20 protein-coding genes are annotated in these 22,885 nt (G+C 73.6%); 15 read left to right on the forward strand and 5 right to left on the reverse strand.

Translation table 11 applies throughout. The features are described from left to right. Positions 1–115: 115 nt before the first annotated feature. The gene (locus ACFYSH_RS00960) at positions 116–841 is read right to left on the reverse strand and encodes a GntR family transcriptional regulator (RefSeq protein WP_388750087.1); all 726 of its coding nucleotides are present in this window, start codon (positions 839–841) and stop codon (positions 116–118) included. 155 nt (positions 842–996) lie between these two features. Here ACFYSH_RS00960 and ACFYSH_RS00965 point away from each other — a divergent pair, with 155 nt between their 5' ends. From ACFYSH_RS00965 to ACFYSH_RS00985, 5 genes are all read left to right on the forward strand, one after another. Further along, entirely contained in the window at positions 997–1,746 is a 750-nt protein-coding gene (locus tag ACFYSH_RS00965) for a 5-oxoprolinase subunit PxpA (RefSeq protein WP_359465614.1), read from the forward strand. Continuing rightward, positions 1,743–2,378: an allophanate hydrolase subunit 1 gene (locus ACFYSH_RS00970; RefSeq protein ID WP_388750090.1), complete on the forward strand. Its 636-nt coding sequence runs from the start codon at positions 1,743–1,745 to the stop codon at positions 2,376–2,378. The genes ACFYSH_RS00965 and ACFYSH_RS00970 overlap by 4 nt, the downstream gene beginning before the upstream one ends. Then, on the forward strand, positions 2,375–3,235 hold the full coding sequence (locus ACFYSH_RS00975) for a biotin-dependent carboxyltransferase family protein (protein ID WP_388750093.1): 861 nt from the start codon (positions 2,375–2,377) through the stop codon (positions 3,233–3,235). Before ACFYSH_RS00970 ends, ACFYSH_RS00975 begins: the two co-directional genes overlap by 4 nt. Before the next feature lie 134 nt (positions 3,236–3,369). Beyond that, a complete protein-coding gene (locus ACFYSH_RS00980) occupies positions 3,370–4,773 on the forward strand; it encodes a lipase family protein (protein ID WP_388750832.1) in 1,404 nt (467 codons plus the stop codon). A 194-nt stretch (positions 4,774–4,967) separates the two neighbouring features. Beyond that, positions 4,968–5,657 (forward strand): copper homeostasis protein CutC, encoded by a 690-nt coding sequence (locus tag ACFYSH_RS00985; RefSeq protein WP_359465520.1) that lies wholly within the window; start codon positions 4,968–4,970, stop codon positions 5,655–5,657. 71 nt (positions 5,658–5,728) lie between these two features. On the opposite strand, the gene ACFYSH_RS00990 is transcribed toward ACFYSH_RS00985, so the two are convergent. Continuing rightward, positions 5,729–6,715 (reverse strand): lytic polysaccharide monooxygenase, encoded by a 987-nt coding sequence (locus ACFYSH_RS00990; RefSeq protein ID WP_388750096.1) that lies wholly within the window; start codon positions 6,713–6,715, stop codon positions 5,729–5,731. A 313-nt stretch (positions 6,716–7,028) separates the two neighbouring features. On the opposite strand from ACFYSH_RS00990, the gene ACFYSH_RS00995 reads away from it, so the two are divergent. Continuing rightward, positions 7,029–7,694: a GPP34 family phosphoprotein gene (locus ACFYSH_RS00995; RefSeq protein WP_388750100.1), complete on the forward strand. Its 666-nt coding sequence runs from the start codon at positions 7,029–7,031 to the stop codon at positions 7,692–7,694. A 57-nt stretch (positions 7,695–7,751) separates the two neighbouring features. On the opposite strand, the gene ACFYSH_RS01000 is transcribed toward ACFYSH_RS00995, so the two are convergent. Next, positions 7,752–9,863, reverse strand: a complete 2,112-nt coding sequence (locus ACFYSH_RS01000; RefSeq protein ID WP_388750103.1) for a HelD family protein — start codon at positions 9,861–9,863, stop codon at positions 7,752–7,754. Between the two features lie 368 nt (positions 9,864–10,231). Here ACFYSH_RS01000 and ACFYSH_RS01005 point away from each other — a divergent pair, with 368 nt between their 5' ends. Further along, on the forward strand, positions 10,232–10,423 hold the full coding sequence (locus ACFYSH_RS01005; protein WP_359465514.1) for a hypothetical protein: 192 nt from the start codon (positions 10,232–10,234) through the stop codon (positions 10,421–10,423). A gap of 20 nt (positions 10,424–10,443) precedes the next feature. Here the strand turns inward: ACFYSH_RS01005 and ACFYSH_RS01010 are convergent, their stop codons facing one another. Further along, entirely contained in the window at positions 10,444–12,087 is a 1,644-nt protein-coding gene (locus tag ACFYSH_RS01010) for a DNA repair helicase XPB (protein ID WP_359465512.1), read from the reverse strand. Between the two features lie 191 nt (positions 12,088–12,278). Here ACFYSH_RS01010 and ACFYSH_RS01015 point away from each other — a divergent pair, with 191 nt between their 5' ends. From ACFYSH_RS01015 to ACFYSH_RS01040, 6 genes are all read left to right on the forward strand, one after another. Then, positions 12,279–12,635: a hypothetical protein gene (locus ACFYSH_RS01015; RefSeq protein WP_359465511.1), complete on the forward strand. Its 357-nt coding sequence runs from the start codon at positions 12,279–12,281 to the stop codon at positions 12,633–12,635. After that, positions 12,577–14,094, forward strand: coding sequence for a sensor histidine kinase (locus ACFYSH_RS01020; RefSeq protein ID WP_388750108.1), 1,518 nt, complete (start codon positions 12,577–12,579; stop codon positions 14,092–14,094). The genes ACFYSH_RS01015 and ACFYSH_RS01020 overlap by 59 nt, the downstream gene beginning before the upstream one ends. Next, a complete protein-coding gene (locus ACFYSH_RS01025) occupies positions 14,091–14,750 on the forward strand; it encodes a response regulator transcription factor (protein ID WP_359465507.1) in 660 nt (219 codons plus the stop codon). Before ACFYSH_RS01020 ends, ACFYSH_RS01025 begins: the two co-directional genes overlap by 4 nt. A 122-nt stretch (positions 14,751–14,872) precedes the next feature. Beyond that, positions 14,873–16,288: an SLC13 family permease gene (locus ACFYSH_RS01030; RefSeq protein ID WP_388750111.1), complete on the forward strand. Its 1,416-nt coding sequence runs from the start codon at positions 14,873–14,875 to the stop codon at positions 16,286–16,288. Positions 16,289–16,335: 47 nt separating this feature from the next. Then, positions 16,336–17,595, forward strand: coding sequence for a glycerate kinase (locus ACFYSH_RS01035; protein WP_388750114.1), 1,260 nt, complete (start codon positions 16,336–16,338; stop codon positions 17,593–17,595). Between the two features lie 23 nt (positions 17,596–17,618). Further along, positions 17,619–18,404 (forward strand): uracil-DNA glycosylase, encoded by a 786-nt coding sequence (locus ACFYSH_RS01040; protein WP_359465501.1) that lies wholly within the window; start codon positions 17,619–17,621, stop codon positions 18,402–18,404. Positions 18,405–18,416: 12 nt separating this feature from the next. Here ACFYSH_RS01040 and ACFYSH_RS01045 read toward each other — a convergent pair whose 3' ends face one another. Beyond that, positions 18,417–20,882, reverse strand: a complete 2,466-nt coding sequence (locus tag ACFYSH_RS01045; RefSeq protein ID WP_359465500.1) for a helicase-associated domain-containing protein — start codon at positions 20,880–20,882, stop codon at positions 18,417–18,419. Between the two features lie 64 nt (positions 20,883–20,946). On the opposite strand from ACFYSH_RS01045, the gene ACFYSH_RS01050 reads away from it, so the two are divergent. Together ACFYSH_RS01050 and ACFYSH_RS01055 are read left to right on the forward strand one after the other, a co-directional pair. Further along, positions 20,947–22,218 (forward strand): hypothetical protein, encoded by a 1,272-nt coding sequence (locus tag ACFYSH_RS01050; RefSeq protein ID WP_359465498.1) that lies wholly within the window; start codon positions 20,947–20,949, stop codon positions 22,216–22,218. Positions 22,219–22,302: 84 nt separating this feature from the next. Further along, positions 22,303–22,884 carry a sugar O-acetyltransferase gene (locus ACFYSH_RS01055; protein WP_359465496.1) on the forward strand — a complete coding sequence of 194 codons (582 nt, stop codon included), beginning with the start codon at positions 22,303–22,305 and terminating at the stop codon, positions 22,882–22,884. The last annotated feature ends 1 nt before the right edge of the window (position 22,885 follow it).

The raw sequence follows: 22,885 nt of genomic DNA on the forward strand, positions 1-22,885 counted from the left end.
GTCGGTTCCGAAGGGTGGAGTGATGGGCGCGTTGTCTGCGTATGCGCAGGTGTGAGTGACGTGCGGGCCCTTCGGGAGTGGGGGGACGGGGCAGGGAGCATGGAACGATCCGGGGCTACCGCTCGGTGAGACGCTGCGCGTATGCCTCCGCCAGCTGGCGGAGGGAATCCTCCAGGTAGAAGGCGAGCATCCGCTCGGCTCCGACCGCGTCCCCCTTGGCGAGCCTGTCCGTGATCTCGCGGTTGCGGGTGAGATAGGGCTCGTGGAAGCGGCGGGGGTCGTCCATCACGTGGAAGGCGAGCCGCAGTTCGGCCAGGACGTTGCGCATCAGTTCGTCGGTGCGGGGGCTGTCCGCCAGGCCGGCCAGCGCCTGGTGGAAGCGGATGTTGGCGGTGGAGCAGGCGGGCCAGTCGTCCTGGAGCGCGGCCTGCTCGCCCGTCGACACCGCCGCCTCGACCGCCGTCACGCCGAACGGAGGCTCGCCCAGGGTGCGCAGGGCCGCGCACTCGACGAGGAGCCGCACCCGGTAGATGTCGACCAGGTCGTCCACCGCCAGGATGCGGACGAAGACGCCCCGGTTGAGCCGGTGCTCCAGGAGGCGTTCGTGCGACAGCAGGCGGAATGCCTCGCGCAGCGTGTTGCGGGACACGGCCAGGGCGCCGCTGATGCTCTCCTCGGACAGCCGGCTGCCCGGCGGGAAGTACCCCTCGGTGATCCGGTCCCGCAGCACGGCGGCGACCCGCTCGGCCGTGCCGGACCGTTCCAGGGAGGCGCTGTGCGCCGCCAGTTCCGAGAGATCCGGTGTGCCGCCGGTCCGCCCGCCGTTCGTCGTCCCCGCCATGCCCCGTCCCCTGCCTGTCGCGCCCGGCCGTGCCCGGTGTCCAGTGAAACCGTACGAGTGTCTCAGGCGACGGCCGGACCCTTGTCGGATTGTTGAACAATCGCTAACGTGCGCCCGTGACGGATCTGACGAGTGTGACGCGCCCGGCGCGGCCGATGGACCTCAACGCGGACCTGGGGGAGGGGTTCGGACGCTGGACCCTCACCGAGGACGAGGCGCTGCTGACCTGTGTCACCAGCGCCAACGTGGCCTGCGGCTTCCATGCGGGAGACGCCTCCGTGATGCGGCGGGTCTGCGACACGGCGGCGGAGCGGGGCGTACGTATCGGGGCGCAGGTCTCCTACCGCGACCTGGCCGGATTCGGGCGGCGCGCCATGGACGTACCGGCGGCCGAGCTCACCGCCGAGATCGCCTACCAGATCGGCGCACTGCGGGTCTTCGCGGAGGCGGCGGGCTCCACCGTCTCCTACGTGAAACCGCACGGCGCCCTCTACAACCGTGTCGTCCGTGACGAGGAGCAGGCCGCCGCCGTGGTGGCGGGTGTGCTGCTGGCGGGCGGCCGTCCGGCGGTGCTCGGTCTGCCCGGTTCGCGGCTGCTCGCCCATGCGCAGGCAGCGGGGCTGACCGCCGTCGAGGAGGCCTTCGCGGACCGGGCGTACACCCCGCAGGGCACGCTCGTGCCACGGGGCGAGGCGGGCGCGGTGGTGCACGATGCCGACGAGGTCGTACGCCGCAGTGTCGGCATGGCCGTCGACGGGGCCGTGACCGGGGTGGACGGCAGCCGGATAGCGGTCGCCGCGCGGTCGTTGTGCGTCCACGGGGACACCCCGGGGGCCGCGGTACTCGCCCTCCGGGTCCGGACGGCCCTGGAGGAAGCCGGCGTGTGCGTACGGGCGTTCGCGTGAGCGGCCTCCGGGTGCTGACGGCCGGGCCACGCGCCCTGCTGGTGGAGTTCGGCTCCGGCGAGGACACCGAGGCCTTCCACGCGGAACTGCTCCGTCGCCGGACGTCCGGGGAGCTGCCCGGCGTACGCGAGATCGTCCCCGGTGCCCGGACGGTGCTGCTGGACGGGGTGGAGGACCCCACGCTCGCGGGCCGGCTGAGGTCGTGGACCGTACCTCCGCCGAGCCGGGGGGCGGGGGGGACCGTCGAGATACGCGTCGTCTACGACGGTCCGGACCTCGCCGAGGTGGCCGAGGCCTGGGGTGTGGCCGTGGAGGAGGTGCCGCGCATCCACGCGCGTACGCAATTCCGGGTGGCCTTCTGCGGGTTCGCGCCGGGCTTCGGCTATCTGACGGGCCTGCCCGCGCACTTGAGCGTGGAGCGCCGGGCCACGCCACGGACCCGCGTGCCTGCCGGTTCGCTGGCCCTCGCCGGGCCGTACACCGGGGTCTATCCGCGTCCGTCGCCCGGCGGCTGGCAGCTCATCGGCCGGATGCCCGAGCCGGAGGCCCTCTGGGACCCGGGGCGCCAACCGGCGGCACTGCTCGGCCCCGGGGCGCGCGTGCGCTTCGTACCGGTGGGGGTGCGCGGATGAGCCCGGGGCTCGAAGTGGTCCGGGCGGGCGCCCTGACCACGGTGCAGGACGAGGGCCGTACCGGCTGGGCGCACCTGGGTGTGCCCCGGGCGGGGGCGCTGGACGGGCCGGCGCGGCGGCTGGCCAACCGGCTCGTCGGCAACACGCCGGACGCGGCGGTGCTGGAGACCACGCTCACGGGGTGCGCGGTCCGGGTGACCGGCGCCCGGCCGGTGGTCGCCGTCGTCGGCGGGGCGGGGTGCCGGGTCACGGTGGACGGCCGTCCGGCCGCGTGGGGAGCTCCCGTCCGGGTTCCCGCGGGCGCGGTGCTGGAGGCCGGGCCCGCGGTGCACGGGCTGCGCGGTTACCTGGCGTTCGCGGGTGGGCTGGTGCCCGAGCCCGTGCTCGGCAGCCGGTCCGCCGACCTGCTCTCGGGGCTCGGCCCGCCGGTCCTGCGTGAGGGCGACCTGCTGCCGCTGGGCCCTGCGGGTGCCGCGCCGGTCGTCGAGCCCGTGCCCTGGCCCGGCGCACCCGCCGGGCTGGTGCTGCCGCTGCATCCGGGCCCGCGCGACGACTGGTTCACGGACGGGGCCCTGCGCACGCTCACCACCGCCGCGTACCGGGTCTCGGAGCGGAGCAATCGCATCGGGCTGCGCACGGAGGGCCCTGCGCTACGACGCTCCCGGGACGGCGAACTGCCCAGCGAGGGCATGGTGCTGGGGGCCGTCCAGGTGCCGCCGGACGGGCTCCCCCTGGTGTTCCTCAACGACCATCCGACGACGGGGGGTTACCCGGTCGTGGGCGTGGTCGCCGAAGCCGCGCTGGCGGATGCGGCGCAGGCGGTCCCCGGGACGCCGGTGCGGTTCGTACGGGCGTGACGGCGCGGCGCCGGGCCGGCCGCACACGGGACCTTACGTTACCGAAGCGTAACTTACCGATGCGTTACCTCTAGTAACGCCTCGGTGTTAGCTTGCTGACCTCATCGGAGCAGAGCGAGGAGTGAGCCGTGATCCTGCGCAGGACCACCCGTTCGAGCTCGACCGCGAACACCCCCCACCTCCTGGAACCCCGTCGGCGGGGACGCCGTACGGGGCGCCTGCTGGCCGCGTCCGTGGTCGTCGTCACCTGCCTGGGCGCTGCGGCCCTGCCGGCCTCGGCCACCGGATCCGCCGGGGCGGAGCCGGTGGTCTCCCGGGGTGTGACCATCCCCGCCTTCTACGACCCGCCGGCGCGGCTGCCCGCCGCCGACGGATCCCTCGTACGCACGGAGCCGCTGCCCCTCGGGCTGAGCCTCCCCGGCCTCGACGGCCGCCGGCTGCCCGGCACCGCGACGCGGCTGATGTACAAGTCCACCGACGCGGCCGGCGGACCCGTCGCCGTCACCGGCGCGTACATCGAACCCGCCGCCGCGTGGAAGGGCAGAGGTCCCCGGCCGCTGGTGGCGCTCGCCTCGGGGACCATGGGCCAGGGCGACCAGTGCGCCCCCTCGCTGTCGCTCCAGCACCCGCTGACCATCGGCGAGGGCACGGTGTCCATCGGCTACGACAACCTCGCGGTCTACCGGTTCCTCGCCGCCGGTGCCGCCGTCGTCGTCACCGACTACGTGGGCCTCGGCACGACCGACCGGCTCCACACCTACGTCAATCGAGTCGACGAGGGCCACGCCCTGCTGGACGCGGCCCGCGCGGCGCGCTCCGTCACCGGCACCTCGCTCACCCCCGAATCGCGCGTCGGCCTCTACGGCTACAGCCAGGGCGGCGGCGCCAGCGCGGCGGCGGCCGAGCTGCAGCCGTCGTACGCCCCCGACGTCAATCTGGCCGGCGCCTATGCCGGGGCGCCGCCCGCCGACCTCACCGAGGTCATGAAGGGCATCGACGGCAGCGCCCTGGCCGGTGCGCTGGGCTGGTCGATCAACGGCTTCGCCCAGACCGACCCGTCCCTGAAGGCGGTGATCGACGCGCGCACGAACGACGTCGGCAAGGCCGCGTTGAAGGACACCTCGACGATGTGCGTGGGCGACGCGATCCTCGGTCACGCCTTCACCAGCAGCACGAAGTGGACCGCCGACGGCACCTCGCTCGCCGACGTCATCGCCGCCGAACCGAAGCTGCGGAAGGTCCTCGCCCAGCAGCGCATCGGCAACCTGAAGCCGGCCGCCCCGGTGCGGCTGGCGACCGGGGTGCACGACGACATCGTGGGGCACGCGCAGGCCAGGCAGCTCGCGGTGGACTGGTGCCGCAAGGGCGCCGACGTGACGTACGAGGCCGTCCTGCTGCCCAACCTCGGCGACAAGATCCTCACCAACCACCTCGCCCCCTACCTCACCGACCAGGGCAGTGCCATCTCCTGGATGACCGATCGCCTCTCCGGCGAGAAGGCCGCGTCCAACTGCTGGTCGATGCCGCTCCAGCCCTGACGTCCCCGTACCCCGTGACCCTCGAGGCCGCGGCGCGCGTCCCTCCCGCGGACGCCGCCGCGGCCTCGCGCGTCTCACGCGCGCGTCTCCACGGAGGAGGAGCCGGGGAGGAGCTGCGCCGCGGGTGCGGGGCCCGTAGTCTGGTTATTGGACTAGACCTGTAGTCCGTAGCCGCTCCGAAGGATGGGAACACCATGAGCAACCGTGCAGTCCTGGAGGTGATCGCTCTCGACGCGGAGGACGCGGTCGCGGCGCAGGCGGGTGGTGCGGACCGCCTCGAACTGGTCACCGACATGGCGGCCGACGGCCTGACCCCGCCGGTGGCGGTCTTCGCGGAGATCAAGGCCGCCGTGGACATCCCGCTGCGGGTCATGCTCAGGGTCGCGGACGGGTTCGCGGCCGGTGACATCGCCGTCCTCGTGGAGAAGGCCCGGGCGATGCGCGCCGCCGGTGCGGAGGAGTTCGTCCTCGGCTTCCTCGACCAGAACGGTCACGCCGACCTGGTGGCCGTCGAGCGGCTCGTCGCCGAACTGAACGGCTGCCGGTGGACCTTCCACCGCGCCATCGACCGCGCGGCCGACCGCGACGTCCTGCGCAAGCACCTCGCCGATCTTCCGGGGCTGGACACCTACCTCACGGCGGGCTCGGAGAAGGGCGTCGACGCGGGCATGGAGACCCTGCTCGCCGAAGCGTCGCGCTCCGACCTGCCGGGTTACGAACCGCAGATCATGGTGGGCGGTGGCCTGCGTCTGGACCATCTGCCGCCCCTGCGTGCGGCGGGCATCGAGGCCTTCCACATCGGAGGGGCGGCACGGCCGGGCGGCTGGAGCGGCCCGGTCGACGCCGCGGCGGTACGGGCGTGGCGCGAAGCCCTGGACGGGTGAGGCGGATCCACCGTGCACGCGGGTCGTGACCCCGGGCCGGTGGGTGCCGCCCCGGGGTCGACGTTGCGCCCTCAGTGGTTTTGTTCGGCCTGCCGGCGGCGGCGTCGGGTCTGGGCCACCGCCCCCGCGGCGAACATCAGGGCGGCACCGGTCAGGGAGAGGGCCGTCGCCGCGGGCAGGTAACCGGCCGAGGAGTCCTGGGCGGAGGCCACCAGGTCGGCCTCACCGACCTCGGCGGCGTGCCCGGCGTGCTCCGCGTGGACCGGTGCGGCCCGGCCGCCGGACTTCTCCGCCGCTGCCGCCAGCTCGTCCGCCGACATCCGACTGCCGTTCATGCCGGTGACCTCGCCGTCGCCGCCGTCGAAGACGACGTCGGAACAGGAGTAGAAGTTCTCCTGGCTGTCCGAGCGGATCCAGTGGATGAAGATCATGTGCTTGCCGGTCTTGCCCTGCGGCAGCTGGAGGTTCCAGTAGTAGTTGCCGCCGTCCGAGCCCGCGCCACCCGCCTGCGGCGGGTTGTTCACGGTCTGCGTGAGCGTCAGGTCGCTCCAGGCCAGGCGCTTGCCGGGGGACCAGCCGTCCTTGGTGACGTAGACGTCGAACCTGCCCGGGTGGGCGGCCCAGTTGCTGTACTTCACCTGGGTGGTGGACCCCGCGGTGAGGTGCGTCGTCGGCCAGTCGCTGCGGGCCGCGTTGTACGAGGAGAAGTTGTACGGGCCGTTGTGGCCGCCGCTGCAGAGCTCGCCGTCGGGGATGTAACCCGTGGTCCGCCCGCCGCCGTTGGAGTCCAGGACGCCGAACCAGTTGTACAGCGGTGTGGTGCCGGTCTGTGCGACCGCTGCGGCACAGGCCGGGTTGGACGGGGTCTGGTTCCCGCTCGCGATCATGTCCTTGTAGCACAGGTAGCTGCGCGAGCCCGGCTCCATGGCGACGCCGTGGGCGGACGCGGGGGTGGGCAGACCGGCCAGGGTGAGGGCCAGGAGGCCGGCTCCCAGGAGGCCCAGCGCGCGAGGCGCGGGCGGCTTGGCCGTTCTCCGGATGGTGTTTCGCAGGGGCATGAGGTTGATCTCCTTCGGGATTCTCCGGTGGGGCAGATGATCCGTGCGGCCCGCCCGCGCGCTTGGAACGCCGAGCACCTGACAGGGGAGTGCCGGGCCGTTCCCGGCCCGGTCGGGGACGTGGCGTCATGGCGTGCGGGTGGGGGAGAAGAGCTCATGGGAGCGCTCCCAAAAACGTAGCGCGCACCGGGTGGTCTGTAAACGCCCCGCGCGGCGACTGCCGCAACTCGCGGCGAAGCTTCAGGGGATGACGGGAACTGATCGCCATCCCCGGTCGTCACTAGGAGTAAGCAAACGAACGGGGAGTGGATTCATGCCGGTCACGCTGGGCGAAGAGATCATGCTGCTTTCTCTCGACGACGAGACCGGAGCGGCCAAAAGCCGGGAGGCCGCCGGATGGGCGGTCGCGGGCGGCACCCTGCTCGAGCTGGTCCTGGCGCGGCGGTTGTCGGTGGACGACGGCCGGCTTTCGGTGACCGACCGCACGCCCACCGGTGTACCCCTGCTCGACGAGCGGCTCGGTCTGATCGACGCCTGGACGGCGAAGAAGAGCAAACCGCCCAGAGCCACGGAGTGGCTGACGCGGGAGCGTGGCAAGGCGGTCGGCGCCACGATCGACAGCCTGCGGGTACGTGGCCTGGTGACCGAGGAGCAGCGCAAGGTGCTGGGCCTCTTCCCGGTGCGCCGCTATCCCGAGGCCGACGGGACGACCGAGGCGGAGTTGCGTGAACGCCTGGCCTCGGTGGTGCTGCGTGGCGCGGATCCGGACGACCGGTCGGCCGGCCTCATCGCCCTGATACACGCCGCGAAGCTCCACCATCTCGCGTTCCCCGAGGTGCCGGCGCGGGAGGTGCGGCCGCGCATGGAAGAGATCGCGGAGGGCCATGGGGTGGGCGACGACGTCCGTGCGGCGATACGCACCATGCAGGCGGCGCTGGTGGCGGTCACCGCCGCCGTCGTGGTCACGGCGGTCACGTGATCGCCTGACCTGCCCGCCTGCCCGCCTGCCCGCCTGACCTCGGGCGTACCGGACCCGCTAGCCGAGTCGCTCCGGCAGCGGCGCCGCGTGGAGGACCACGAGGCCGGAGACCGCGCGGGTCAGGGCCACGTACAGGCGGCGCAGGCCCGTGCGTTCGTCGGGTTCGCCGTCGACCACGGCCGCCGGTTCGTCCAGGACGACGTAGTCGTACTCCAGGCCCTTGGCCAGCGAGGCCGGGACCAGGGTCAGCCGGGATTGCGCCGTGGTCTCCTCGCCGGGGGAGAGACAGCTGTGGCCGGCCGCCGCGAGGGCCGCCGACAGGGAGGGGACGCGGGCGTCGGCGGCGATCAGGCCGATCGAGCCCTCGTGGCGCAGCGACTCCTCGCACGCCGCGACCACCGCGGCGTCCAGCTCCTCCGGCGCCGCCACCGCACGTACGGCGAGGGAGCCGGGCGTCTCACGCACCGATTCCACCGGGGCGAGGCCCGGCGAGATCGCGGGGAGCAGACGGGAGGCGTATGCGATCACCTCGCGCGGCACACGGAAACCGGCCGTCAGCTCCTCGACCAGGGCGTCCGGCTTGCCCAGGTGGAACAGCGCCTGCTCCCAGCTCCGCGTCGACCACGGCGTCGTACCCTGCGCCAGGTCGCCGAGCACCGTCGCCGAGCCGGTCGAACAGCGGCGGCCGACCGCGCGGTACTGCATCGGGGACAGGTCCTGGGCCTCGTCGATGACGACATGGCCCAGCGAATGCGTCCGGGCGACCAGATCGGCGGCCTCGTCGATCAGGACCGCGTCCGCCGCCGTCCACTTCGCCGACTTCACGCTGCGGGCGGGCCTGGTCATGACGATCTGCTTCTGCTCGTCCTCGGTGAGGAGCCCCTCCGCGTGCGCGGCCAGGAACTCCGTGTCCGTGAGGAGCCGCAGCACCAGCTTCGCCGGGTCCACCGCCGGCCAGACCGCCTTCACGGCCGCCTTCACCGCCGGGTTGCGCGCCACCGCGTTCTGCACCCGGTCGTCCGGGGCTTCGCCTGCCTCCTCCATCCGTACGAGGACGGCGTGCGCGATGCGCTGCGGAAGTGCCTCGTGGGCGGCTCCGTACCGCATGTCCCGGGCCAGCAACTCGCCCACCATCTGCTCGACTTCGTAGGCCGGGACCCGCCAGCGGCGGGAGCCTCGCACCACCACGACCGGTTCCGTCGGCAGCGTCACGTGCGAGCGGATCGCCCGCCGCAGGACCTCCGCCATCCGCGCGTCGCCCTTGACCACCGCGGCGGCGGACTCGTCCGTGCCCCGCACCTCGACGCGCGCCGCCACCAGGTCCTCGACGGTGGCCTGCTGCACCTCCAGCTCGCCCAGCGCGGGCAGCACCTGCTCGATGTAGTGCAGGAACGACCGGTTCGGGCCGACGACGAGCGTGCCGGTGCGGGCGAGGCGCTCGCGGTGCGCGTACAGGAGGTAGGCGACACGGTGCAGACCGACGGCCGTCTTCCCGGTACCGGGCCCTCCCTGGACGCAGACCGTACCGCCGAGGCCGCTCCGGACGATCTCGTCCTGCTCCGGCTGGATCGTCGCCACGATGTCGCGCATCGGCCCCACACGGGGCCGCTCGATCTCCGCCTGGAGGAGCTTGCTGGTCTGCTCGGCCTCCGTCGGGTCGGTGAGGCGCTCGTCCTCGTACGCGGTCAGCTCGCCCCCGGTGTAGCCGAAGCGGCGGCGGCGGTCGACGTCCAGCGGATTTCTTTTGGAGGCCTGGTAGAACGGCTGCGAGACCGGCGCGCGCCAGTCGATGACCATGGGGTCGCCCTGGGCGTCGTGGACATGGCGGCGCCCGATGTAGAACTGCTCGCCCTCCCGTCGCCCGCCACCGCCCTCGGCCGGGGCGCTACGCGCCACCCCTCCTGATCCGCCCTCCGTCTGCTCGGCGCCGACCTCGTGCAGATAGTCGAGTCGGCCGAAGAACAGCGGGGTGTGGGAGAGGTCCGCGAGTGCTTTGACGCGGTCGTCGATCTGCGCCTGCAAGACCTCGGCGTTGACCCAGTTCGCGGTGACATCACGGATGTCGAGTGCCTGCACGTCCTCGCGCATGGCGCGCAGCGCGGCACGGGACGCGGCCAGATGCGCGCGCTCCCTGACCAGTGGATTGCTTGACTCTTCGTGCGCGGGCACGGTGTTGCCTCCGGCTTTCGACGCAGGACGGCGGACCGGGCTCACCGCCCGGCCCGCTCGGGGACGTTCACACACGGATGCGCACGCGGGGAGCGCGTACGGCTGTTGTCGGCCGGTTTCCGTCCGGTCGGCGGCGCTCCCCCGGCTGCCGGTCGCTCGCCCCGCGAAGGGCCGGCCGGTACCACGTGCGGGAGGCGGGCAGACCGGCGATTGTATCGACCGCCGCCCCCAGGGGCGAACGGATAACGGCGTCGCCCCGCTTCCGACCCGTAGGGGACGGGATCAGCCTTTCGGCCGACCTGACCCGGCCCGCACCTCGGCCGGTCGGCCGATGCAGGGCCGCGGGCCGCCGGAGCACCATGGAGTACATGAGCACCGTCCACCTGAACCCACGCAGGACCGGCCCCGCGCACGGCGCCACCGCGGCCACCGGTCACCCACGCGGCCACCGCATAGGAGACGCGGTGCGCGCCGTCTCTGTCTTCACACGCACCGCGTTCGGTGTGGCCGTACTCGGCGAGTACGCGGAGGAGGCGGGCGTCGTCCGCCGCCACCGCTGAGCCCGCCGGGCCCGTCCCTGTCAGCTCTCCGTCAGCAGCTCGTCCGCGTCGACGATCCGGTAGGCGTACCCCTGCTCGGCCAGGAACCGCTGGCGGTGCGCCGCGAAATCCTGGTCGATCGTGTCGCGGGCGACCACCGAGTAGAACCGGGCCTCGTGCCCGTCCGCCTTCGGCCGCAGCACCCGGCCGAGCCGCTGTGCCTCCTCCTGGCGCGAACCGAACGTCCCGGACACCTGGATGGCGACCGTCGCCTCCGGCAGGTCGATCGAGAAGTTCGCGACCTTCGACACGACCAGCACGTTGATCTCGCCCTGGCGGAACGCCTCGAACAGCTTCTCGCGCTGCGCGTTACTCGTCTCGCCCTTGATCACCGGGGCGTCCAGGTGCTCACCGAGCTCGTCGAGCTGGTCGATGTATTGCCCGATGACGAGGGTCTGCTCGCCCCTGTGCTTGCGCACGAGCGCCTCGGTGACCTTCCGTTTCGTCGCGGTCGTCGCGCAGAACCGGTACTTCTCCTCGGCCTCGGCCGTCGCGTAGGCGAGGCGCTCGGAGTCGGTGAGGTTCACACGGACCTCGACGCAGTCGGCGGGCGCGATGTAGCCCTGCGCCTCGATCTCCTTCCACGGCGCGTCGAACCTCTTGGGCCCGATGAGCGAGAAGACGTCCGACTCGCGGCCGTCCTCGCGCACCAGCGTCGCGGTGAGCCCCAGGCGCCGGCGGGCCTGGAGGTCGGCGGTGAACTTGAAGACGGGCGCGGGCAGCAGGTGCACCTCGTCGTAGATCACGAGCCCCCAGTCGCGGGAGTCGAACAGCTCCAGGTGCGGGTAGATCCCCTTACGGCGGGTGGTCAGCACCTGGTACGTGGCGATGGTGACCGGCCGGATCTCCTTGCGCGTACCGCTGTACTCGCCGATCTCGTCCTCGGTCAGCGAGGTCCGCTTCACCAGCTCGTGCTTCCACTGCCGGGCGGAGACGGTGTTGGTGACCAGGATCAGCGTGGTCGCCTTTGCCTCGGCCATGGCACCGGCGCCGACCAGCGTCTTGCCCGCGCCGCAGGGAAGGACGACGACGCCCGAGCCGCCGTGCCAGAAGCCCTCGACGGCCTGCTTCTGGTAGGGGCGCAGCGCCCAGCCGTCCTGGTCCAGCTCGATCGGGTGCGCCTCGCCGTCGACGTATCCGGCGAGGTCCTCGGCCGGCCAGCCCAGCTTCAGCAGCGTCTGCTTGATCTGCCCGCGCTCGGAGGGGTGCACGGCCACGGTGTCCGGGTCGAGGCGCGCGCCGACCAGCGGCTGGACCTTCTTCGAGCGGAGGATCTCCTCCAGCACCGGCCGGTCGTTGGACGTCAGCACCAGCCCGTGGACGGGGTGCTTGGACAGGGTGAGGCGGCCGTACCGCGCCATCGTCTCGGCGATGTCGACGAGGAGCGCGTGCGGCACGGGGTAGCGCGAGTACTCCACGAGCGCGTCGACGACCTGCTCGGCGTCGTGGCCCGCGGCGCGGGCGTTCCACAGGCCGAGCGGGGTCACGCGGTAGGTGTGGATGTGCTCGGGGGCACGCTCCAGCTCGGCGAAGGGCGCGATGACACGCCGGCAGGCCTCGGCCTGGTCGTGGTCGACCTCGAGGAGCAGCGTCTTGTCGCTCTGGACGATGAGGGGTCCGGTCACGCGCGGCGGCCCTTTCCTGCGGGGGGTGGCCGCCCGGGTGCGAACGGCCAAACGTCCAGTGTGCCGCATCGGGGCGGTGACCGGGCGGCTACGTTGGGGGCATGAGCCAGAAGCGCGGGCGGGAGCCCACATGAAGGTTTCTTCATCTCGGCTTCATCCCGGCCCGCGCGTACGGGGGGCAGGCTCTGCGCATGGCCTTCTCGCACCGTATCGCCACCCTGGCAGCCGTCGTCGCGATCCCGCTGGGCATAGCCGCGACGAGCTATGCACTGGCCGACAGTCCCGCCCGGCCGGAAGTGCCCGCCCGGGTCGAGCTGGACCGCGGCTCACCCTCGGGCAGCCCCGACCCGGGCACCACCGCCGGCCCCGGGCCGGACAGCAGCGCCGACCCCGGCCCTGGCAGCGCGTCCCCGTCGGCGCCGCCGGGCGACGTCGTCGTCCCGCAGCCACCCGCCACCGACACGGACGACGATGACGCCGACGACACCGATGACGACACCGCCTCCGGCGCCCCCGACGGCAACGACGACGGCAACGACGACAGGTGAGCCGCTGCCGGCCCGGCACCGGATATCGGCCCGGGTCCGCATCCTGCTCTGGCTGCTGGTGGTGATGACCGTGGCGCTCGCCGCGGTCGCCACCACCGCGCGGTCCATCCTGCTGGGCGACCTGGACCACCGGATCAGCACGCTGCTCGCCCAGGAGACCCAGGAGTTCGCGAACTTCGTCGAGCACGGCAAGGACCCCGACACCGGGGCCCCCTTCGCAGGGCCACGCCGGCTGCTGGAGGTCCACCTCCAGCGGCAGTACGCGGACACCGGTGAGGAGCTGCTCGCCGTCGTCACCGAGGGAGCCGGTCCCTCGACGCTCCGGCAGAGCCGTGAGATAGCCACCCGGCTGCCCCTCCACAAGGACCGCGGGTCGCTGAAGACGATCACCGGCTCGACGGAGAGCACCGGGGCCCTGCAACGGCCCGAGGGCGAGATCCGCTGGGCGAAGGTCGACGTCGGCACCGGCGACCGCTCTCCGCAGGGGACCTTCGTGGTCGCCTTCCACGCGGACGGCGAACGGGCCGTGGTGAACGGCGTCTTCCGTGTCCTGCTCGCCATCTCGGGCGTCGCCCTGCTGATGACCACCGGCATCGCCTGGGCCGTCGCGGGGCGGATACTCGCGCCGGTCCGGCTCGTACGCACCACCGCCGCGCAGCTCACCGAGCAGGACCTCACCCGCCGTATACCCGTTCACGGGCGGGACGACATCTCGGCTCTCGCCGAGACCTTCAACGCGATGCTGGACCGGCTGGAACGCGCCTTCGGGACCCAGCGGCAGTTCATCGACGACGCCGGGCACGAGCTGCGCACCCCGATCACCATCGTGCGCGGCCATCTGGAACTGATGGGCGACGACCCGGCCGAGCGCGAGGAGACCGTGCGGCTGGTCACCGACGAGCTCGACCGGATGAGCCGGATCGTCGAGGACCTGCTGCTGCTCGCCAAGGCCGAACGCTCCGACTTCACCCACCCCGAACCGGTCCAGCTCGCAGAGCTGACCGCGGACGTCTACGTGAAGGTACGGGCGCTGGGGCGCCGCGACTGGAAGCTGGACGGCGGCGCCGAGGGCTGGGCGATGCTCGACCCGCAGCGCATCACCCAGGCGATGGTGCAGCTCGCGCAGAACGCGGTCCAGCACACGGCTCCCGGTGCGGTCGTCCGCATCGGTTCACGGCTGACGGACACCGGTGAGGTGGAGCTGTACGTCGCGGACAGCGGTTCCGGCGTACAGCCGCAGGACGCCGAGGTGATCTTCCAGCGGTTCCGCCGCGGGGCCGCCCGGCGCGGTTCGCGCGGCAGCGGCGCGGGGCTGGGACTGTCGATCGTCAAGGCCATCGCGGAAGGTCACCGGGGGCGCGTCGAGCTGCGCGCCACCCCCGGCGGCGGGGCGACCTTCGTCCTGCTGCTGCCCTGCTCGCCCGTAGCGGAACCTGATGTGGAGGCTGTCGGACTGTGAGCAGGATTCTCATCGTCGAGGACGAGGAGCGGATCGCCGCCTTCGTGGAGAAGGGTCTGCGGGCCAACGGCTTCACCACGACGGTCGCCGGTGACGGGCGTACGGCCGTCGACTACGCGTGCACGGGCGGCTTCGACCTGATCGTCCTGGACATCGGCCTGCCGGACCGTGACGGTTTCTCGGTGCTGCGGGAGGTGCGGGAGGCCCAGGTGACGTCCCCGGTGATCGTGCTGACCGCGCGGGACTCGGTGCGGGACACGGTGGCCGGCCTCGAGGGCGGCGCGGACGACTGGATGACCAAGCCGTTCCGCTTCGAGGAACTGCTGGCACGCGTACGGCTCCGGCTGCGCACCGCGGCCCGGGTGCCGGAGGTGACCGTGCTGCGCAGCGGCGACCTCACGCTCGACCTGCGCACCCGGCGCGCCCGGGCCGCCGAACGCACCGTGGACCTGACGGCGCGGGAGTTCGTCCTGCTCGAACTCTTCCTGCGCCACCCCGACCAGGTGCTGTCGCGTGAGCAGATCCTGTCGCACGTGTGGGGTTACGACTTCGACCCCGGCTCCAACATCGTGGACGTCTATGTGCGGGCGCTGCGCAAGAAGCTCGGCGCCGAACGGCTGGAGACCGTACGGGGCATGGGCTACCGGATGCGGTGAACGGGGCCCGCGCGTTCATGAACTTTCCTTCACGGACGGCTCATGAGGGGCTCACCACGGCTTCGCAGACTGGGTGACACGGGCCGGGACCGGCCCGGACCCACCCCGTTGAGGAGCCCCAGGTGAAGCTGACCGCCCGACAGGCAGTGACGGCGTGCGTCGCGCTGAGCGTGTGTGCGGTGCTGCTCGTGCCGGGGGTCGTCGAGGGTCTCGATGTGGACGGCCGGATCACGCTGCTCGTGTTCGCCGTCGCCACCTGCGCGTGGATCGGGACCGCGGTCGACGACACGTACATCGCGCTCGGTGCCGGTCTCGTGCTCGCCGCGGCGGGAGTGATCAGCAGCGACACCCTTTTCGCGACCCTCGGCGACTCCACCGTCTGGCTGCTGATCTGCGCCTTCGTGATCGCCGCCGCGGTGTCGCGCAGCGGACTCGCGGGCCGGGCGGCGGCCTTCCTCGTCGGCGGGGCCCGTACGGTGCGCCAGCTGGTCCATCTGACGACGGCGGCCCTGGTGCTGACCGCGTTCGCGGTCCCGGCGACCTCGGGCCGGGCGGCGCTCGCACTGCCCGTCTTCCTGGCCCTGGCCAGGGCGCTGGCCGACCGCAAGCGGCTGGTGGTCATGCTGGCGCTGCTCTTTCCCACGGTGATCCTCCTGTCGGCGGTGGCCACGCTCATCGGAGCGGGGGCGCACCTGATCACGGTCTCCGTGCTGTGGGAGGTCACCGGACAGCGCGTCGGCTTCACCCAGTGGCTGCTGCTGGGGCTGCCGCTGGCCGTGGTCTCCTCGCATCTCGCGGCGGAGCTGGTGCTGCTCACCACGACGGGGCGGGCGGACCGGCGCGGGCCCGTCCGCATCGGCGTGGAGGAGATCCAGCGGCACAGCGACAAGCCGGTGACCGGTCCGCTGGAGCCGGGTGAGGCCCGGTGCGCGATGCTCCTGGGCACGGTGGTGGTGCTGTGGTGCAGCGAGCCGCTGCACGGCGTGTCGCCCGCCCTGGTCGCGCTGATCGGCGCGGTGGTCGCCGCGTCACCGGCGCTGGGCACGGTCCGGCTGAAGGACGCCCTGTCGACGGTGCCGTGGTCGCTGCTGCTGTTCATGGCGGCGACGATGGCGATGGGCGCCGCGCTCTCGCAGTCGGGGGCCGCGGAGTGGCTCGTGTCGGGGCTGCCCACCGGGACCGGCGTGCCCACCTGGGCCTTCCTGGGGGTGGTCGTCGTCCTCAGCACCGCGGCGCACCTCGTGCTGCAGTCGCGTTCCGCCCGATCCAGCGTGCTCGTACCGCTGGTCGTGGCGGCCGCGGCGGGGCTCGGGATCAACCCGGTGGCCGCCGCGCTGGCATCCACCGCCGCCGCCGGGTTCTGTCACACCCTGCCCGCCTCGGCGAAGCCGGTGGCCCTCTTCGCGGACGTCCCGGGCGTCCCGACGTACACCCCGCGCGATCTGCTGCGCCTGTCGGCCGTACTGGCGCCGCTGAGCGCGGCGGTCGTCCTGCTCTTCGCGCTCGGCGTCTGGCCGCTGCTCGGCGTCGCGCCCTGACCGTCGACCTTCCCACCGCACCTCCACCTGCCATCTCAGGAGCAGTCATGTCCGCTACATACCGGTTCGCCGTCGCCCCCAGCGGTTTCAAGGAGTCCCTGTCCGCGCAGGACGCCGCGCAGGCCATCGCGGAAGGGCTGCTGCGTGTGGTCCCCGACGCCGAGATCGACCTCATCCCGCTCGTCGACGGGGGCGAGGGCACCGCACAGGCGCTGGCCACCGCCACGGGCGGCCGGCTGGTGCGCCGTACGGCGACGGGGCCGGTCGGTGAGCCGGTCGCCACGCACTTCGCCCTGCTCGGCGGTCCCGCCCGCGGGCCGCGCACCGCGGTGGTGGAGATGGCCGCGGTGGCAGGTCTCGGCCTGGTGCCCCCGGACCGCCGTGACCCGGCCTCCACGACGACGTACGGGGTCGGCGAGCTCGTCCGCGCCGCGTTGGACGCCGGGGCGCACCGGATCCTCGTGGGCTGCGGGGACTCGGGGACGTCCGACGGCGGCGCGGGAGCGCTCCAGGCGCTGGGTGCGCGGCTGCTCGACGCCGACGGATGTGAGATCCCGCCGGGCGGAGGGGCGCTGCGTCGCCTCGCGCGCATCGACGCCTCGGGTCTGGACCCCCGGCTGTCCGAGGCGGAGATGCTCGTCGCCTGCAATCCGTACAACGTCCTGTGCGGGCCGCAGGGAGTGGCCCGGGTCTTCGGCCCGCAGAAGGGGGCGACCGCGCTCCAGGTCGAGGAGCTGTCCGCGGCTCTCGACCACTGGGCGGGCGTGCTCGCCCGCGACGTACGCCCCCGCCTGTGCGGCGCGCCGGACGCGGCCGCGCCCGACGCCCTGCGCCATGGGCCCGGCACCGGTGCGTCGGGCGGGCTCGGCGCGGGTCTCGCCGCGCTCGGCGCGCGGCTGCTCCCGCGCTTCGAGGTGCTGCTCGACCACCTCGACCTCGACGCGAGGCTCGCCCGCGCCGACCTCGTGATCACCGCCGAGGGCGCCCTGGACCGGCAGACCCCGCGCGGCAAGGTGCCCGCCGAGGTGGCGCGCCGGGCCAAGCTGTTCGGCCGTCCGGTGCTCGCCCTGGCCGGGACGATCGGTGAAGGCGCCCAGCAGGTACGGCAGTCGGGCGTCGACGCGTACAGCGGCATCCTGCCCGCACCGGTGGGGCTGGCCGAGGCGCTCGACCGCGGCGGGGAGTTCCTCGCCGACGCTTCGGAGCGTGCGCTGCGCATGGTGCTGATCGGTATCGGCCTGACGTCCACCGGCACCCCGGGCCACCGCGCGCAGGCTCCCGGTGGGGCGCTGGCCCAGGCCGGGTGAGGCTGGGGGTCTAGCGTGGGGGGATGGATGCGACCGAGGCGGCCGGCCCGGCGCCGGGAGCCGATGACCCGGGCTTCCCGGCCCACCACGCGCCGCGGTGTGCCGGGCTCGGCGAACTGGACGCGCTCGTCACGGGGTGCCGGGCCTGCCCGCGGCTGGTGGCCTGGCGGGAGGAGGTCGCCGAGGTCAAGCGGGCGGCCTTCCGGGACTGGGAGTACTGGGGGCGGCCCGTACCCGGCTTCGGTCCGGCGGACGCGACGGTGGCGGTGGTCGGGCTCGCTCCGGCCGCGCACGGCGGGAACAGGACCGGCCGGATGTTCACGGGCGACGCGGCGGGCGACTTCCTCTTCGCCGCCCTGCACACGGTGGGTCTGGCTTCGCAGCCCACCTCGGCACACGCCGGTGACGGGCTCACCCTGCGCGGCGTACGGCTCACCTCGCCCGTGCACTGCGCGCCCCCGGACAACAAGCCCACCCCGGCGGAACGGGACGCCTGCCGCCCCTGGCTGGCCGCCGAACTCGACCGGTTGAGCCCCGGTCTGCGCGCGGTGGTGGTCCTCGGCGGTTTCGGCTGGCAGGCGCTGCTGCCGGTGCTGGCCGAGGCGGGCTGGCGACTTCCCCGCCCGCGCCCCGCCTTCGGACACGGCGCGCAGGTCGTGCTGCCCGCCACGGAGGACCGGCAGGAACTGCGCCTGCTGGGCAGTTACCACCCCAGCCAACGCAACACGTTCACCGGGAAACTCACCATGCCCATGCTCGTGGACGTACTCCGCGAGGCCGCGGACGTCGGCGGGCTCCCGCTCCCCTGAGTGCCCGCCGGATCAGGTCGGCTGCTCGTCGGCGAGCTCGGCGACGCCCGTGATCCGGTGCAGCGGATACGTCCGGACCTCGTCGGCGGTGTGGTCGTACGCCGTCACGAAGCCGCCCTCGACCGTGACCGGGGCGATCACCCGCTGGCTGGCCGCGCCGTCCGCGTTGACGTAGCCGATCCAGACCGCCGAGCCGGTCATCGCGGCGGCCTGCACCGTGGCCAGGGTGTCGGCGGGGGCCGTGCGGGGGAGAGAGCCCGCGGCGGACGTGTCCGGAGCGTCCTTGTGGACGGCGCGGGCGGCCGCGTCACCAGCCCGGACGGCCCGGACCGCCGCGGTCAGCAGCGTGGCGTCCGGGACCGGCGGCCCTTCGGGGACGGGCACGGGCGGTGTACGGGGCGGAGTGCGGCGGGCGCCGGCGCGGGTGATCAGGACGTCACCCTCAGCGGATTCGGCGGCCGGGGCGTACCCCATCTCGCGCAGCCCCTCGAGGAGCGACCCGGGGTCGGCCTGCGCGGCCAGGACGGTCGGCGCGAGCCGGCGCAGCCGCAGGGTGGCGGAGCGCTTGTCGGCCAGGATCTCGTTGAGCACGGCCTCGTCGTCGCAGCGTACGTACGCCGATGCCGCGCCGATCCGCAGATGGCCGTGGCGGCGCGCCACGTCGTCGATGAGGTAGCTGAGCGGCTGCGGCACCGGCGTACGGCTGTGGGTGGCCAGGAAGGCGTGCAGGTCGGCCGCCGCCTGCCCGGCGTCGAGCGCGCGGCGTACGGAGCCGGGGGTGAAGCGGTAGACCGTCGCGCCGCCCTTGGACTCGACGTCGGCGAGCACCGACAGCATCTCGGCGAGCGGGCGTTCGAGCGGGCCGGGGGCGACCGCCGTGAGGTCGGCCTGGAGCAGCACGTGGTCCAGGGGCTCGGGGATCAGCGGGGCGAGGCGGGCGGCGGCCTCGTCGGGCCCCTCGTCGAGCAGGGCGCGGCCCTGCGAGGAGAGGGCGCCGCGTCCGGTGACCCCGAGCAGCTCCGCCTCGTCGACCGTCCACAGGGCGATCCGGGAGCGGAGGTCGGAGGCGTCACCCGGGGCCGCCGGCCCGCCCTGTCCGGCCGTGCGCAGCGGCCGTTCCCAGCGGAGCCGGGCGAGCAGGGACCGCGGGTCGGGTGCGGTGCCCGGCGGGAGCGACGCGGACAGGGTGAGGACCCGGTGGCGTACCTCGGGTGCGGCCGAGCGGTCCAGGTCGGGGCCGAGCGCGGACAGGGCGCGGCCCTTGGAGTCCTGGCCGCCGATCAGGCCCGCGGTGCGGGTGGCGGCGAGCCAGGCCGTGGCGAGGTGCGCCCAGCGGTCCTGGGCGGGGAGGTCGAGCCACTCGTCGGAGGCCGGCGTCGGCGCGTACCGCTCGTCGGTCTCGCCGTCGGAGGCCAGCAGGCCGGCGGCGTAGGCGAGTTCGATCCAGAAGGCGGCGACGGACTCCGTGACGTCCAGCGCGGTGGCGGCGCGCTTCAGTTCGCGAACGCTCAGGCCTCCCGCGCGGAGGATGGCCGGGCCGCCGTTGTTCCAGAGTTTCACCAGCTCCTCGACGGTGGACACCGCCATGAAGCCCTGCCCCGCCGCCGCTCTGTCCACAGCCTGGGGATCCCGCTCGGCCGCCGCGACGAGCGCCGGCGGCACGGGCTCGGGCACGCGGTGGGCGCGGCCGGCCCGCAGATGCAGGGCCGCCTCGCGCGGCAGGACCACGGTGCGTGTCGACACGGGCAGCAACAGCCCACGGTCGCGCAGCCATTGCACGGGCGGGGCCGGATTCGGGGTGACCTCCCCGTACGGCGGTCCCCAGACCAGCCGGTCGAGCACGGACAGGGCCTCGGCCGGGGCGGTGTCCAGCAGCTCCGCCATCCGGGTCCGGTCCGTGAAGAGTCCGGCCAGCGCGGCGACGGCGGACACCGGGTCATGGGTGGTCGGCAGGCCGGAGGCGGCCAGGATCTCCTGCAGCCGGCCGGGCGACATCCCGGCGGTGGCCTCGGCGACGGTCGGGCCGAGGCCCGTCGGGGAGGGGTGCTGGGGGGACGGGGCGAGCAGTTCCCGTGCGGTGCGCACGAGGTGCAGCCCGGTGTCCTCGCCCCAGACCAGGGCCTGTTCACGCAGGGTCGTGAGGGCGGCGGGCAGCGCGGCGGTGATCGCCGCGCCCGCCTCGTCCCGTCCGTCGCCGTCGTCCTGGCCGTCACCGGTGAGCAGGGCGAGCAGCGTGTCGTACGGAGCCGGGTCAGGCGCCACGGCCAGGGCCTCGGCGGTCTGCAGGGCGAAGCGGTCGAGGTGCTCCAGCGCACGGACGACGGAGGCCCGGGTGCCGGCCCGTGTCGCCAGCTGGGTGATGTCGTTCGGCACGGGGCTGAGCAGGTCGGGGCGGGCGCGCAACAGCCCTGCCAGCGATTCGTCGCCCCGGGCGCGCAGGGCTTCGGCGAGCGTGCGCGGTGGTGTGGTCGTCCCCATCCGTCCCACGGTAGCCCCTGGAACGCTACCGTCGAGGCAGGGCGGGTGGAGGGAGAACCATCGCGTGGGCATCGAGAGCGACCAGCTGGTCTACGACTACCTCAGCCGGGTCGGTGACCTGGCGCAGCAGCAACAGCTGTCCTCGGGCGCCCGGATGAGACTCGTCGCGACGCTGCGGGGCGAGATCGACCGGCAGCGCGGCACGGACGGATCGGACTCTCCGGTGGTGGTCCGGCGCATCCTCGGCAGACTCGGCGCACCGGGCGAACTCGTGGCAGCGGCGGCCGAGTCGGGTGACGGCGCGGTGCCGCTGCCGCAGCCCCGGACGGGTGCGGCCACGGGCGACGCGGGCTCTCGCGGGGTGCCCGGGGCCCGGCGGGGAACGCTCAGGAAAAACGTGTCGCGTAAGGGCGCGTCGCCGGGGGCCGAGGCGCTCGAGAGGGCCGAGGAGCCGAAGAAGGCCGAGAAGCCGAAGGCGGCCGGGAAGCCGAGAGGACTCAGGAAGGCCGGAAAGGCCGAGGTACGGGAGTCCCGGAGTGCGGAGCCCCGGAGCGCGGAGTCCGGGAGCGGGCCCGCCGCCGGAGGACGGGCGTCCCAGTTCGCCGTCCCTGGAGCCGAGCCGGCCCCGGACTGGCCGGCGGCGTCCGCGCCGCACATGGCGGGACTGGGTCAGGCTCCGTCCGCGGACGAGCCCGAGTGGTGGCGGATCGAGCCGGGGCCCTTCGGTGAAGGCGGGCAGGGCGAACCGGGCGGGCCGGGAGCCATGGGCGTCGGCACGTCCGTGCCGGGGTTCACGGGCGGGCTCCTGAGCCCGGAGCTGTTCGGGATGCCGAGCGCAGCGAAGGCCCCGGCGCCGCGTCCCACGGGGGAGGCGGAGGAGCCCGGGCCGGCGGCGGACGAGAGGGACGCCGTCCCTCCGCCCCGCCCCCGGTGGAAGCTGCGGCTGCCCCGCCGCCCCGGGCGGGCCGCCGGGGGCACCGAGGCGCCCACGCGGCCCCGGCTCTCGAACCCGCTGCTGCTGGTGGCTGCCGCGCTGCTGGTGGCCGGCGCCGTGCTCGGGTCGTGGCTGGCGCTGGCGGGTGGCTGGCTGCTGGCGTACAGCTCGCGCAGGTTCTCCCGCGCGGAGGCGAAATGGGTCGCGCTGGGCCTGCCGGGTGTGGTCGTGGCCGGCGCTTTCGTCTGGCTGTGGGGGCGTATGGAGGGCCGCTGGGGCGCGCCCCTCGCCGCGGACGCGATGGGTGACGCGATGACGGAGGTCTGGCCCGTGGTGGTGCGGGTGGCGGCGGTGGCGTCGGCGCTGTACCTGGTGTGGCGGGCCCGCAGGCTGACGGGGTGAGAGACGGCGTCACGGGCTGAGAGACGGTGGGCCGCCGGGCCCAGAGTGTACGTTCGTACATCCCGAGGGGGTACGATCGCCCGCATGCCGATGGACTACTTCGCCAACGATCCGCGCAGCAACGTCGAGCGCATGCTCGCGGGTGACCTCTACATCGCCGACGATCCGGAGATCGCGGGCATGCAGCAGCGGGCGGTGCGCCTCGCGGCCCGCTTCCAGGACGCCTGCGTCGAGGACGCCGACGCGGCCCGGGCCCTCCTGGCCGAACTGCTGGGTTCCGTGGGCGAAGGCGTCGAACTGCGGCCGCCGCTGTTCGTCGACTACGGCAGCAACATCACCATCGGTGCCCGCACCTTCGTGAACTACCACCTCACCGCGCTGGACGTCGCGCGCATCACCATCGGTGAGGACTGTCAGATCGGCCCCAACGTCCAGCTCCTCACCCCGACCCACCCCGTGGAGCCGGGCCCCCGCCGGGACAAGCTGGAAGCCGCGCTGCCCATCACCATCGGTGACAACGTCTGGCTCGGCGGCGGAGTCATCGTGTGCCCGGGGGTGACCATCGGCGACAACTCCGTGATCGGGGCGGGCGCCGTGGTCACCAAGGACGTCCCCGCCGACGTCGTCGCCGTGGGCAACCCCGCCCGCGTCATCCGCAGCGTCTGAC

Origin of the sequence: Streptomyces sp. NPDC005791, from assembly GCF_042871485.1 — a bacterium.
Classification (GTDB): domain Bacteria; phylum Actinomycetota; class Actinomycetes; order Streptomycetales; family Streptomycetaceae; genus Streptomyces.